Annotated in this window: 13 protein-coding genes; all 13 read left to right on the top strand. The window is 71.9% G+C overall.

Annotation, left to right across the window (positions count from 1 at the left end; translation table 11 throughout):
• Positions 1-13 precede the first annotated feature (13 nt).
• The 13 genes from WA675_RS10840 (at position 14) to WA675_RS10780 (ending at position 12961) form a co-directional block, all read left to right on the top strand.
• Positions 14-1210 (top strand): hypothetical protein, encoded by a 1197-nt coding sequence (locus tag WA675_RS10840; RefSeq protein WP_336084091.1) that lies wholly within the window; start codon positions 14-16, stop codon positions 1208-1210.
• A gap of 9 nt (positions 1211-1219) precedes the next feature.
• Positions 1220-2074 carry a hypothetical protein gene (locus WA675_RS10835; protein WP_336084090.1) on the top strand — a complete coding sequence of 285 codons (855 nt, stop codon included), beginning with the start codon at positions 1220-1222 and terminating at the stop codon, positions 2072-2074.
• Between the two features lie 8 nt (positions 2075-2082).
• Positions 2083-2715 carry a hypothetical protein gene (locus WA675_RS10830; RefSeq protein WP_336084089.1) on the top strand — a complete coding sequence of 211 codons (633 nt, stop codon included), beginning with the start codon at positions 2083-2085 and terminating at the stop codon, positions 2713-2715.
• A gap of 94 nt (positions 2716-2809) precedes the next feature.
• Positions 2810-3106: a hypothetical protein gene (locus WA675_RS10825; RefSeq protein ID WP_022566424.1), complete on the top strand. Its 297-nt coding sequence runs from the start codon at positions 2810-2812 to the stop codon at positions 3104-3106.
• Positions 3103-3357, top strand: a complete 255-nt coding sequence (locus WA675_RS10820) for a hypothetical protein (protein ID WP_336084088.1) — start codon at positions 3103-3105, stop codon at positions 3355-3357. The genes WA675_RS10825 and WA675_RS10820 overlap by 4 nt, the downstream gene beginning before the upstream one ends.
• 25 nt (positions 3358-3382) lie before the next feature.
• Entirely contained in the window at positions 3383-3991 is a 609-nt protein-coding gene (locus tag WA675_RS10815) for a hypothetical protein (RefSeq protein WP_336084087.1), read from the top strand.
• Positions 3988-4800, top strand: coding sequence for a hypothetical protein (locus WA675_RS10810; protein WP_336084086.1), 813 nt, complete (start codon positions 3988-3990; stop codon positions 4798-4800). The genes WA675_RS10815 and WA675_RS10810 overlap by 4 nt, the downstream gene beginning before the upstream one ends.
• Positions 4801-4889: 89 nt before the next feature.
• Entirely contained in the window at positions 4890-6308 is a 1419-nt protein-coding gene (locus WA675_RS10805) for a hypothetical protein (RefSeq protein WP_336084085.1), read from the top strand.
• On the top strand, positions 6305-7801 hold the full coding sequence (locus tag WA675_RS10800) for an SCO6880 family protein (RefSeq protein ID WP_336084084.1): 1497 nt from the start codon (positions 6305-6307) through the stop codon (positions 7799-7801). Before WA675_RS10805 ends, WA675_RS10800 begins: the two co-directional genes overlap by 4 nt.
• Positions 7802-7808: 7 nt before the next feature.
• Entirely contained in the window at positions 7809-10349 is a 2541-nt protein-coding gene (locus tag WA675_RS10795) for a hypothetical protein (protein WP_336084083.1), read from the top strand.
• Positions 10346-10654, top strand: a complete 309-nt coding sequence (locus WA675_RS10790; protein ID WP_336084082.1) for a transposase — start codon at positions 10346-10348, stop codon at positions 10652-10654. Before WA675_RS10795 ends, WA675_RS10790 begins: the two co-directional genes overlap by 4 nt.
• 58 nt (positions 10655-10712) lie before the next feature.
• On the top strand, positions 10713-12380 hold the full coding sequence (locus WA675_RS10785; protein ID WP_336084081.1) for a peptidoglycan DD-metalloendopeptidase family protein: 1668 nt from the start codon (positions 10713-10715) through the stop codon (positions 12378-12380).
• A 68-nt stretch (positions 12381-12448) separates the two neighbouring features.
• The gene (locus WA675_RS10780) at positions 12449-12961 is read left to right on the top strand and encodes a hypothetical protein (protein ID WP_336084191.1); all 513 of its coding nucleotides are present in this window, start codon (positions 12449-12451) and stop codon (positions 12959-12961) included.
• The last annotated feature ends 31 nt before the right edge of the window (positions 12962-12992 follow it).

Here is a 12992-nt window from a genome sequence, read left to right as displayed (position 1 = left end):
CGGAAAGGGGGGAATGTTGAAGTCGTACAACGAACTGTCGCGCTGGTATTCGGCGCTGGAGCCGGAGACCGACCCGGCCGGCCCCGCGCGCGAGGGCACCGCCGACCCGGCGGCCGACGGTGACGAGGGCCCCGCGCGATATTCGCGGCGCCCCGCGCGCGTCCCGTCCGCTGATCCGTCCGCCGAGCCCGCCGGACGTGCCACCGACGAGGATTCCGCCCACCCGGACGACGCGCCGCACGCTCCGGCCGAGGACGGCACCGACCGGGCCGAGCCGGACCGCCACCTCGAGCAGCCCCCGGCGACCGAGCCTGCCGCCGCGGAGGAACCGGCACCGCAGGCTCGTGCCGCGCACGCCGGGGCGTGGGACCACCCCGCGGCCTTCCAGGAGAACCCCGACGACGACTCGTCGCCCCGCCGCACGGTCGGATACCCGGAGCAGGACTTCCGTAGCCAGCAGGTGCCGCCCTACCGCCCGGAGCCCGCCCCGGCGCCGCCTGCCGAACTGGCCGCGCGCCGCAGCGAATTCACCGGTGGCTGGTCGGACTGGGTCGCCCCCGGTCCCGAGGACGACTACGACGCCGAGCTCGTCCAGTTCCCCTGGCCGGAGTCCGCCGCCGACGACTACGACGAGGCGCACGTCCTGGCTCCGTCGGGCGCGCTGCGGGCGACCCGCGCGCGCAACCGGACCTGGCTGGTGCTCGCGGTCTCGGTGCTGGCGCTCGTGCTCGCCGCGACCGGCGTGCTGTTCCTGCTGTTCGGGCGCGGCGGCGGGGACACGGCCGAACACGCCGCGCCGCTGCACTTCACCGCGGGCAGCCTGAACGCCGACACCCCGCTCGGCGCCTGCCCGACCGAGCGCACCGGCAGTGTGGTGCGCAGCGCGGAGCCGGGCGGCACCGACTCGGGTCCCGACGCGGTCCTCGCCTTCCAGTACGCCTACTACGTGACCCGCTCGGGGGTGGAGGCCCGCGCGGTGGTCACCCCCGAGGCCGAGGTCGCGCCCGCGGCCGTGATCCAGCGCGGAATCGACACCATCCCGGTGGGCACCACGCACTGCGTGCGGATCACCACGGTCGCCGACGACCGGTTCACCGTGGAGGTCACCGAGTTCCGTCCGGCGGGCGCCCCGGCCACCTACACCAAGCAGTCGGTGCGGACCGCGCTGGTCGGCGAGCGCACGCTCATCACGGGCATCGCGGCAGGGTAAGGAGAGGCGATGACAGACGACTGGAGCCGTTGGCTCGACGAATCCCCCGAGGGGGAGCCGTCGGGCGACGCGGCGCGGGATCCGGCTCCGGTGGTGCGGTTGCGGCGCAGGGGCGGCGATCGGCCCGGCGGCACCCGCAGGCCGATCCTGGTGGTCGGCGGCTGCGGCGGCGCGGGTACGACCACAACCACGTTGGGCTTGGCCGCCGAACTGGCAGGCACCGGCGCGGCCACGGTGGCCGTGGACGCCACCGCCGCGGGCAGCGATCTGGCCCTGCGCGGCGCCGACAAGCACCTGCATCCGGTGAACCTGCAGTCCTGGGTCTACGGCCGCGGCGGCGACGAACCGGCCCCGCTGGAGGACTGCCTGTCGCGCTCGACCGCGGGCTTCGGCCTGCTCTGGCGCGACGCGACACCGCTGCGCCGCCGCGCGACATATCTCACTGTCGCGCGTGCGCTCGACACCGGCGGGTACACCGCGGTATACGACGGCGGCAACCCGATTGCCGGACGGCAACTGCGGCCCCTGCTCGACGACGCCGATATCGCGCTGGTGCTGGCCATTCCGGCCCGCGTCGACGCGGCCAACCGGCTGCGGGTGAGCCTGGAATGGCTCGACGACCACTACGGCGACGACGGCGCCGGGGTCGTCGGTGACACCACCATCGTTGTCTCCCACCAGTATTCGCACGACGATTCGCGCGTTGCCGAGCATTTGCGCGAGCACCTGTCGGGCTGGGTGCGCGAGGTCGTGGAGATCCCCTACGACCCGCATCTGGCGCGCGGTGAGCTGGTGCGTCACGGCGAGCTCGCCGAGACGACCCGCGCAGCGTATGGGAGCTTGCTCGCCGGAGTGGCATCATGACGGCCGCTATGAATCTTCGTCGTCGTCGTGATCCGGCACCCCCCGGAATCGGTGTCGTCGCGCCGCCCGAATCGCTGCGCGCGCGGATCTGGGAGCGCCCGGTGCCCGGGGTGGGCCGGGCACCGCTGGTGTGGCTGCTCGGTGTGCACGGTGGCTCCGGAGCCACCACCCTGGCGCACGTGCTCGCGCCCGCCGCCGACGCCAGGGGCCGCTGGCCGGGCGTGTTCGACCGCGAGTCGCCGTACGTGGTCCTGGTTGCCCGCGAGACGATCTCGGGCCTGACCCGCGCGCACGACCTGCTGCGCCAGCACCACGCGAACCTGGCGGGCCCGTCGCTGGTGCTCGGCCTGATCACCGTGGCCGCGCGCCCGGGGCGGGTGCCGCCGGAGATCCGGCGCTACCGCGATGTGGTCGGCTCGCTGGCCGGGCACGTCTGGCAGGTGCCCTGGATCGAGGAGTGGACCCTGGTCGAGTCCGAGGCGCTGCCGGTCTGGTCGCCGGGCGACGGCGTGGCGGCCCGCAAGCGCCGGGTGGACCCGCTCGACGAGGTACCGCCGGAAATCGGCGAACTCGGTGTCGATCTGGTGGCCACCATCCGGGCCAGCATCGGCACTCCCGAGCCGGGGGAGGAGCGATCGTGAACGCCGGGCGGTCGGGCCGCCGGTGGTGTACAAACGTGTGTCGGCGTCGAAGTGTTTGTGGCACAACACCTTTACAGTGGGAGAAAGGCACCCGATGAGCATGATCCTCCTCGCCGTGCAGGACACGTACGGCACCGTCCTGGCCCAGGTGGGTAATCCGACGCCGGAAGCTCCTCCCGGGTCGGAGAAGATCCTGCAGCTGGTCCGGTACCTGACCTGGTTCGTGCTGCTGTCGGGCATCTGCGGAATCACCTACGCGGGCGGCAAGTTCGCCTGGGAGCGGTGGACCGGTGGCGGCCTCGAGTCGCCGAAGATGGTGGCCGGTGCCATGATCGGCGGCGTGGTCGCGACCAGCGCGGGCACCATCATGAACGCGGTCATCGGTACGTGATCACTGTGCTCGCCTACAAACAGCTCCCGGCCGAGGTCCTGGCGCCGATGACGCAGCTGCTCAACTGGCTGCTCTGGTTCGTCCTGCTGTCCTGCCTGGCCTGGATGATCCTGTCGGCGGGTCGGCTGTGGATCGCCTTCCGCAGCGACCTGGCCGTCAACGATGCCTCGCACGGCGTGCTGATGAGCCTGATCGGCGCCGCGGTCGCCAGTACCGCGTCGGCGATCGCCTTGGCGTTCCTGCCGGCGTGAGGTCGACCGGGGAAAAGATCCGACGATGAATTCCACAGTGACACGGCCGGTCGCGGTCGGCATCGCGCTGCTGGCCGCGGCCGTGGGGTGCGGCGGGGGCGACGACGCGGGCCCCGACCTGTCCGCGGCCCCGACCGGGGTGCGCTGGCAGGGCTACCAGGGCATCGCCCTGCCGCATACCGACCAGGGCCCGGCCACGGTGACCGACGGCGCCGCAACGGGTTTCGAGCAGTCGCCGCGCGGGGCGGGGCTGGCCGCGCTGACCCACACGCTGCGGCTGGGCGTGGCACCCGACGCCCAGTGGGCCACCGTGGTGAACCGGGAGCTGATGCCCGGACCGGCCCGCGACGAGTGGGCGATCAACCGGGTGCGGCTCTCGATCACCGGGCCCGCCACGCCCGGATACGCACCGAGATTGTTGGGTTACAAAATCACCGAATACCGTGCCGAGCAGTCCCGGGTCGAGGTGTACACCGAGTACGCCGACCGCTCGCGGGCGGTCAGCCACACCACGGTCCGCTGGTACGAACAAGACTGGCGCCTGCAGTTACCGGATCCCCTGGCCCAGGACCGACCCGTCGACGCGATCGACGAATTACCCCCCGACATCGTGAGAGTGGAGGCACCGCAGTGAGCGAGAAGGAGCCGGGCACGCGCGACCGCGCGTCCTTCGGCATGATCGCTTCCGGTGCCCTGCTCGCGCTCATCCTGGTCGTCGGTGCCGTGGTGTACTTCACCAGCGGTGACGGCGAGACCGAGAGCGCACCGCCGCCCGCCCAGGCCGCGGGCGGCACCGGTTTCGCCGATCCGGAGGTCGACCTGCTGGGCAGGCGCGTCGACATCCCGAACAACCCGGCGGGTCAGCCGCTGGCCCAGGTACCGGGAACGCAACGTACACCGGCATCGCCGGATTGGCTGACCGGCGCGCCGGAAGGCACCAAGAAACCGCACGGCTGGCAGCGTGTCTACGGCGCGTCGGTGCCGTTCTCCACCTCCGACGGGCCCACCCGGATCGAGGACGGCCTGGCCGTCGGCTACGCGCGCACCCCGCAGGGCGCCGCGCTGGCCGCCGCGCAGATCACCTACCGGCTCAACGCCCGTCCGGCCGACCGCGACCTCTACGTCACGCAGGTGCGGGTGAGCACCGCGCAGCTGGCGGCCTACGACAGCGCGCTGGCGGCCGACCGGCTGCCGGAACAACAGCCGGAGAAGGTGACCCGTTATTTCGTGGCCACGGACGCGTTCAAGATCGACGACTACGCCGACGACATGGCGATCGTGCGGCTGGCCTCGCGCGGTCCGGTGCTCGACGGCAAGCAGCTCTACGCGGCCATGCGGATGATCGTGGTGTGGGACAAGGGGGACTGGCGGCTCAAGCCGTCGGCCACGACCAACACCCAGACCGAATATGTGGAATCGCTGGCGGGGTGGACGACATGGTGAGCATCGATGTGCAGCACAGCCCGGATCGATTCCCTGCGGACCATCGAGGGGTGCCAACAATGCTGAGGCGGATCTTCACAATTCTCGCGGTGGTCTTCACCGTCATGATCGCCACGCCGACCGTGGCGATGGGTGAGGACTACGGCTTCGACCAGGCCTGCAACGAACTGCACGACACCCTCGACAGCGTGGCCATCCCCGGGATCTCCCTGGGCGACGCCGCCTCGGCGGTGTGCAAGGCGGGCAATGCCGCCTCGCATCCGGGCGACGCCGCGGCCGCGGTCAAGGACAAGGCGTGGGACTCCACCTTCGGCAAGGTGGTCGACTCGCTGATGAAGGGCCTCGGTGAGGCACTGATCCTGGCGCTGACCTTCTGGATGAAGGTGCCCAACGAGGCGGTGAGTGACTCCGGCGCCCTGTTCACCAAGATCAACGACTACACCTATCAGATCCAGATATTGCTCTTGATCGCCTCGGTGATCATCACCGGTGGCCGGTTGGCCGAGGCCAGACGCGGCGCGGCGGTGAGCGAGGCCGCCGAATCCTTCCGGCTGTTCGCCCGGGTGGTGTTCAGTTCGTGGATGCTGGGCGCGGTGATCGTCGCGGGGACGCGCGCCTCGGACAAGTTCTCCGAGTGGATCATCCAGGACTCCACCGGCGGCAATGCCAAGAACATGGCCGAACTGATGGTGAAAACCAGCAAGCTGCAGGCGTTCTCGCCCGGTCTGGTGCTGATCATCGCGATCGTCGGCCTGCTCGGCGCGCTCGCCCAGATCGTGCTGGCCATCGTGCGGCAGGGTCTGCTGGTGGTGGCCGCGGGGGTGCTGCCGCTGGCGGCGGCGGCCTCGGCGACCGGGACCGGGAAGCAGTCCTATCAGAAGCTGGTCGGCTGGATCATCGCGTTCATGCTGTTCAAACCGGTGGCGGCGATCGTGTACATGATCGCGTTCACCACCGCGGGTCACGCCGACGAGACCACCGCCTCCGGCGGCCTGCCCAGCGGCGAGGACGCCCAGCGGATGCTGGTGGCCCTGGTGCTGCTGTGCAGCGTGGCGTTCGTGCTGCCCGCGCTGATGCGCCTGGTGGCGCCCGCTGTCGCCACCGTCGGCACCGGTGGTTCCGGTCTGATGGTGGCCGGTGGTACCGCGGTCGGCGCCATGGCGCTCGGCGCGATCGGCACCAAGGCGGTCGCCTCCCGGCCCGCCGCGGCGCCGGGTTCGGCCGGGTACTTCGGCAGTGCCGGGGCCGGTGGCGCGAAGCCCGGTGGCGCGGGCGGCAGCGGATCGCCCAAGCCGACGCCGCCCCCGCGCGGTGGGGGTGGTGGCGGCGGTGCGGCCGCGGCGCCACCGAGTTCGGGGTCGGTGCCCTCGGGCGCGGCCCGCAATATCGCGGCCGCGCGCGCGGCCGCGGGCAGTACGAACCGCGCCGATCAGGCGATGGGCGACGTCGCCGGTGACCGCTGGGCGAATCGGTCCCCCGATCTGGGCAGGAGCACGATTCCGCGATGACGACCTCGGTGACCGACACCTACGAGCGCCGTTCCTACGGCCTGTGGCAGAAACCGCGCAGCGCGGGCCTTTTCGGCCTGCGCTGGGAAGAGACCGTGATCGGTTTCGTCGTGGTGATCACGGCGCTGATCTGCGCGATGGTCGGTGGATTCAAATGGGGCTTCATCGTCGGCGGCCTCGGCGCGCTGGTGATGGTGCCGCTGGTGTGGCGGACGGGGGGCCGCTCGGGCTACGAGACGGGACTGATGATGTTCAACTGGATGCGCTCGCGCAAGAACGGCGAGCACGTGTACCGCGGCGGCCGGTTCTCCCGGATCCCCGGCGGTGTCACGAAACTGCCAGGTCTGCTCGCCCCGTCGAAGCTCTACGAAGGCATCGACGCGGGCGGCTACCACTTCGGGATGATCCACCTGCCCGCCTTCGCGCAGTACACGGTGGTGCTGCGGGCCTGGCCGCAGGGCCACGAGGCGGTGGACCAGCCGGTGATCGACCGCTGGGTCGCGGCCTGGGGGACGTTCCTGGCCTCGGTCGGCCAGACCAGCGACATCGTCGCGGTGGTGCCGGTGATCGACACCGTGCCCGAGACCGGCAACCGGTTGCTCAACGAGGTCTCCACGATCACCCGCCCGGAGGCACCGGATCTGGCCCAGCAGGTGATGTACGAGCTGGCCACCGAGCTGCCGCAGGAGCGAGTGCAGCTGCTGCCGCGGGTCGCGATCACGTTCAAGGCCACCACCGCCGAGCGCCGCAAGAACCCGGCCGAGGAGGCCGTGGAGATCGGGCGCAGGCTGCCCGGGATCTGCGCGGCGCTGGCCGAGGCGGGCGTGCGGGCGCAGCCGATGTCGGCCGAGGAGGTCATCTCCTTCATCCGGCGCAGCTACGACCCGGCCGCGCAGGCCGATCTCGAGGTGGCCGCGGCCGAGCCGGGCGGGCACGGGCTGGGCTGGGACGACGCGGGCCCGGTCTCGCACGACGAGAAGTGGGATCACCTGATCCACGACGGTGGCCGCTCGGTCACCTGGGAGATGGACGCGGCGCCGGAGGGCGCGGTCGACGAGCGGGTGCTGCAGCGGCTGCTCGCGCCCAATCCCGAGGTGCCGCGCAAGCGCATCGCCATCGTCTACCGGCCGCATTCGGCCGCCGACGCCGCCGAGATCGTCGACGACGACTTCAAGAACGCGCTGGTGGCGCAGCAGAGTGAACGCGGCGTCGTCTCGGCGGCCGCGACACTGCGGGTCGGTGCGACCCAGCAGGCTCGTGAGGAACAGGCCCGCGGGCACGGTGTGACCCGCTTCGGCGCGCTGGTGACGATCACCGAGCCGCTCCGGGGCGATCTGCCGCGCATCGAGGCCATCACCCGCGACCTCTCCACGCAGGCCCGGCTCAAGATCCGGCGCTGCTACCGATACCAGGCCGCGGCGTTCGCGGCCTCCCTCGGTTGCGGCGTGATCCTGCCCGAGCACGCGACCATTCCGAAGGCATTGGCGGGGTGAGGCGATCATGGGACGCGACTACGAACCCCCGGTGCGCGACCGCGACGACATCGCGTTGCGCCCGGTGCACCGGCCGCCGCGCATCCGCGGCGAACGCGAGCCACGGCCCGCTGGCAGCCCGCCGCGCGTGAGCGAGGACGTGCTCGGTCTCGACGAGCGCACCGACCGTGCCGAGGGCGAGTCCACGGCACGGGTCTCGCGCACCGGCGAGGAGCGCAGGCAGGGCGAACGCCGTGCGCGCGAGGAGGATCGGTCGCGTGCCGCCCGCCCCCGAAGTGAGGGCACACGTCCGTCCCGGCCACATCCCGAGGAACCCCGCGGCACCCGTGAGGATGAGTCCCGGCGCGCTCGCGAACACGAGTCCCGCCGTGCCCGCGCGACCGAGGGCCGTGATTCGCGTGGTGAGGGCCGTGAGTCGAGCGGCGAGGGCCGTGACCCGCGCGATGGCCGTGACCAGAGTGGCGAGGCAGGTCGTCCCCGTGGCGACCGTGCTCGCGGACCGCGACCGGCGAGTGGTCAGGGTGAGCGGCGCGCCCGGGGCCCGCGCCCCGAGCAGCCCCGGCGTGGACTGCGTGAACAGGACCACGGCCCCCGGCTGGAACACGATCGCGGCCAGGACGATCCGCGCCGTCAGCCGCGTTCGGCCAAGCCCCGGCTGACCAAGCCCACGCGCCCGGCCAAGCCCGCGCGGCCTGACGACCGCCCCGACGACGCCGCCGATCGCGCGATGGGCAGCGGACGGTCCCGGTCGAAGGCCAAGCCGGACCGCCGGAACCAGGGGCCCTCGCTCCTCGACGACGCCACCCGCGCCCGCTACGAGATGATCCAGCGCGAGCAGTCCGGACTGCGCGCGGCCTGGGCCACCTTCCGCCTGCACACCGACGACCTGCGCCGCAACAACGCGCAGGCCCGCTCCGAGGCCGTGGTCGGCGACGGATTCGACCGCACCACCGCCGAACTCACCGATCGCGGCTACTCCGGCCCCGGCGGCGGCAAGATGAACGTGGTCGGCCGTCCGGTCGAATACCGGGCCACCACCGCGCAGGTCGCGGGCCTGTGGCCGTGGTCGGTCGGCGCCGGTGCGCCGCTGATCGGCACCCCACTCGGCTCGCATCTGCACACCGGCGCGCCGGTCTGCTTCGATCCGATGAACTGGTTCATGCGCGGCAGTTTCATCACCGCGCCGAGCCTGTTCGTGCTGGGGCTCAACGGCTTCGGCAAGTCCTCGCTGGTGCGCCGGATCGTGCTGGGCGGCATCGCCCAGGGCATCACCCCGCTGATCCTGGCCGACGTGAAGCCCGACTACCGCAAGATGGTCGAACTCGTCGGCGGCCAGGTCATCGACCTGGGTTACGGTCACGGCAAGCTCAATCCGCTGGCCGCGGGCGTGCTGGGCGCGGTGGTGCCCCGGCTCACCGATTTCCCCGCGCTGCAACAGCAGGTGCTGCAGGATCTGCGCGCCCGTCAGGTCACCCTCATCGCGGGTCTGGTGGAACTGGTGCGCGGCGCGCGGGTGGCCGACTTCGAGGAAACCCTCATCGCCACCGCGCTGCGCATCCTGTACCAGCCGGGCCGGGGCTTCACCCCGGACAAACCGCCGATCATGGAGAACCTGCTCGAGGTGATCATCGGCGGCGGCCCCGAGCTGATGCTCGACGCGGGCGCCGACGACGAGGACGAATACCAGTACGCCATCAAGAATCTGCGCCGCTCGCTGCGCGCGCTCACCCAGGGCCCGTTCGGCGCGATCTTCAACGGCCAGACCACCGTCCCGATCGACACCGGCGCGGTCGCGGTGTGCATCGACGTCTCGCACATCCCCACCGGCGACAAGAAGCTCAAGGCCGCGGTCATGCTGGCCTGCTGGGCCGACGGTTTCGCCTCGGTCGAGGCCGCGCACGTGCTGGCCGACGCGAAACTCGGCCCGCAGCGCTACTTCCAGGTCGTCATGGACGAGCTGTGGCAGGTGCTGGGCCTGGGTGACTTCATGGTCGACCGCGTCGACGAGCTGACCCGGCTCCAGCGCGGCCTGGCCACCGCGCTGATCATGATCAGCCACACCATCAAGGACCTGCAGGCGCTGGGTTCGGACGCCGCCATCGCCAAGGCCATCGGCTTCCTGGAACGCGCGCGCGCCAAGATCTTCGGCGCGCTGCCCGCCGAGGAACTGTCCCGGCTCGATTCCACGGTGCCGTTCACCTCCGCCGAACAGGAGATGGTCACCGGCTGGTCGGCGCCGCAGGCGCTCACCGGTGAGGCGCTGCGGCCGGGTCAGCAGCGGCCGTCCCCGCCGGGGACCGGCAAGTTCCTGCTCAAGATCGGCGAGGATCGCCGGCCGGGCATCCCCTTCCACATGGAGTTCACGGTGTCGGAGAAGGAAAGCGGAATCCACGACACGAACCAGCGGTTCAGCGAGTTCGGGGACAATCCTCGGGGTGCGCCTGTCCACGGCGGGCCGGAGGCGGTAGCGGAGCGTGACCACGGAGGCCCTCGAGGACAGGCGCCATCGACACTGCCCGAGCCGCCGTCGGACGGGGGGCAGCCATGATGCCGCATCGGTCCTACCGCCGGGTCTCGCCGGAGGTCCGCAAGGCCGCCGTCGAGCAGGTTCTCGCGCTGACCGACAAGCTGCGCAGCGAGTCCGAGGCCTGCCGGGTGGTGGCCGAACAGATCGGCGTGCACGCCAATTCGGTGCGCAACTGGGTGCGCGCGGCCGAGGGCCCGAGCCTGGAGCGGATGGACGCGACGGCCCTGCGGCGCAAGGTGGTGCTGCTGCAGCAGCAGCTGGCCGCCGCCGCGGAGATGAACCGCACCCTCGCCGACACCCTCAACGAAACCCGGCGCCGCACGTGAACACCGCCGCGGCGGACCCGGATCCCGGCGCCCGGCGCGGCACGGCAGGAGGCGCCCGGTGAGCCCGCGCACCATTGTGATGTCGGCACTCGGCGCGGTCCTCGGGCTGGTCACCCTCGTGCTGGTGATCGTGCTGCCCGCCAGCGACGAGACCTGCGAGACCGGCGATGTCCTGGTGGGGTCCTCGGCCGCGACGCTGCCCGAGCTCGGCGGTGACTACTCCGGCGACCCGCGCGCCGCCGCCCCGAGTTCACCGGTGCCGAGCTCGAATCCGGCGGTGACCGGCACGCCCTCGCTGGCCGCGGGCGTGGGCCCGCTGCGGCGCACGCTGCCGCTCGAGGTGGGCACCTTCACCATCTCCGATGTGTTCGGCTCGCGCGGCGGCGATCACAAGGGCATCGATATGGCCGCCGCCGACGGCACCACGATCTACTCGGTCTCCGACGGCCGGGTCGTCGCGGCCGGGCCCGCCTCGGGCTTCGGCAACTGGATCGTGGTCGATTCCGTCGACACCAACGGCCGCGCCTACTCCGCGGTCTACGGCCACATGTGGGACCACGGCGTGCGGGTGCGCACCGGTCAGACGGTCACCGCCGGTCAGCCCATCGGCACGGTCGGTTCGGCGGGCGAATCCAGCGGCCCGCACCTGCATTTCGAGATCGTGCCCGGCGGCCGGTTCACCGGTGGCCGCCAGATCGACCCGATGCCCTGGCTCGACGGCGCGCCCACCCCGGATGTCGGTGGCGCGCGGGCCTTCTCCAGCGACCCGAACTGCGTGCGCGGCTTCGGCAGCGCCGGTGGCCTGCTGGCCGACGGGAAGGTGCCCGCGGACCTGGAGATCTGGTACCGCCGCGCGGGCACCGTCTGCCCGGAGATCTCGTCCTCGCTGCTGGCCGCACAGGCCAAGCAGGAGTCCGGCTTCCGGCGCGGGCTCACCTCGCCCGCGGGCGCGCAGGGCCTGGCCCAGTTCCTGCCCGGGACGGCGGTGAGCATCAATCCCGATGACGGCAAACCGTATGTCATCGACGCCGACGGCAACGGCCGGGCCAGCGTGTGGGACGACGGCGACGCGATCATCGGCCAGGCCCGCTACATGTGCGCCATCGCGCACAAGATCGCGGGCTGGATGGCCGACGGCAAGGTCTCCGGTGACCTGACCGCGCTCACCCTGGCCGGATACAACGCCGGTGAAGGCGCGGTGCTCGCCTCCGGCGGCCTACCCAATCAGGTTGCGGCGCACTACTCCGAGACCCGGCCGTACGTCACCAACATCCTGTCGATGGAACCGCAGTACCGCGCGCCCGGGGCGCAGGGCCGGTTCACCCCGGAACAGGGCGGGGGCGGCGCGCAGATCGTCGAGGCCGCGCACGACTGGCTCGGCACCCCGTACGTGTGGGGCGGTGGCGGTGCGCAGGGGCCCAGCGGCGGCGGGTTCGACGGGCCCGGCCTGACCGCGGCGGCGGTGTTCGCGGCCTCGGCGGGCGAGATCACCCTGCCGCGGACCGCCGAACAGCAGTGGGAGGCAGGCTATGAGGTGCCGATCGCCAAGATCACCGCGGGTGACCTGGTGTTCAGCGATTTCGGGCGACAGGGACCGGCGCAGGTGGGGATCTACGCGGGCAACGGCCGGATGATCCAGGCGCGGCCCGCGGCGAGCACCCGCGGCGGCGGTGGCGTCGTCGAGGTGGCGGTGCCGGGCGACGCGCGGGCGAGGAGGGTGTTGTGACCACAACGTGTCGGACACCAGGGATAACCTGGTGGGAGAGAACACGAATCCGCACGATCCCGGCGGTGATGCTCGTGGCGGTCATGGGAACGGTCGCCGCCTGCGGCGGTGACTCCGGCTCCGCGCGCCCGGACCAGGTCAGCCCGACCACCCGGTTGCTGGAGGCGGCCGCGGCGGCCGATCCGACCACCCCCGACGGGGTCGCGGTGGTGGCGTTGCGCGAGGTCTACACCTGGTACCCGGCCACCGAGCAGCCGGGGTCCTCGGTGCAGCGCGCGCGGAAATGGCTGGGGCCCAGCATGATCCGTATGCTCGACGGTTCGGCAGGGGCCACCGGCACGCCGAATCCGTCGCTGCGGTGGGCGGACTGGGCGAAGGCGAAAGCGCACGTGACGGCGTTCACCTTCGCCTCGGGCGAGAAGGCACCGGCGAGCGCGGATCCGGCGGTGGCGCAGTACAAGATCGGCGTCGAGCAGACGGTCGTCTACCCGGACGGGCGCACCGAGGCGCTGCCGCCGAGCACGGTCATCGCGACCGTGGTGCAGACGCCACAGGGCTGGCGCCTGGACGCGTTCCGCTAGCGGCACAACCGAGCATCCGACAAGGTCCACA

Origin of the sequence: Nocardia sp. SSK8, assembly GCF_037034205.1 — a bacterium.
In the GTDB taxonomy this organism is placed as follows: Bacteria; Actinomycetota; Actinomycetes; order Mycobacteriales; family Mycobacteriaceae; genus Nocardia.
This window is presented reverse-complemented; position numbering and strand designations above follow the sequence as displayed.

What these genes read in the sequence shown, in the direction of transcription:
- WA675_RS10840 (WP_336084091.1), top strand. Translation starts at nt 14, where the DNA reads ATGTTGAAGTCGTACAACGAACTGTCGCGCTGGTATTCGGCGCTGGAG.
- WA675_RS10835 (WP_336084090.1), top strand. Translation starts at nt 1,220, where the DNA reads ATGACAGACGACTGGAGCCGTTGGCTCGACGAATCCCCCGAGGGGGAG.
- WA675_RS10830 (WP_336084089.1), top strand. Translation starts at nt 2,083, where the DNA reads ATGAATCTTCGTCGTCGTCGTGATCCGGCACCCCCCGGAATCGGTGTC.
- WA675_RS10825 (WP_022566424.1), top strand. Translation starts at nt 2,810, where the DNA reads ATGAGCATGATCCTCCTCGCCGTGCAGGACACGTACGGCACCGTCCTG.
- WA675_RS10815 (WP_336084087.1), top strand. Translation starts at nt 3,383, where the DNA reads ATGAATTCCACAGTGACACGGCCGGTCGCGGTCGGCATCGCGCTGCTG.
- WA675_RS10800 (WP_336084084.1), top strand. Translation starts at nt 6,305, where the DNA reads ATGACGACCTCGGTGACCGACACCTACGAGCGCCGTTCCTACGGCCTG.
- WA675_RS10795 (WP_336084083.1), top strand. Translation starts at nt 7,809, where the DNA reads ATGGGACGCGACTACGAACCCCCGGTGCGCGACCGCGACGACATCGCG.
- WA675_RS10790 (WP_336084082.1), top strand. Translation starts at nt 10,346, where the DNA reads ATGATGCCGCATCGGTCCTACCGCCGGGTCTCGCCGGAGGTCCGCAAG.
- WA675_RS10780 (WP_336084191.1), top strand. Translation starts at nt 12,449, where the DNA reads ATGCTCGTGGCGGTCATGGGAACGGTCGCCGCCTGCGGCGGTGACTCC.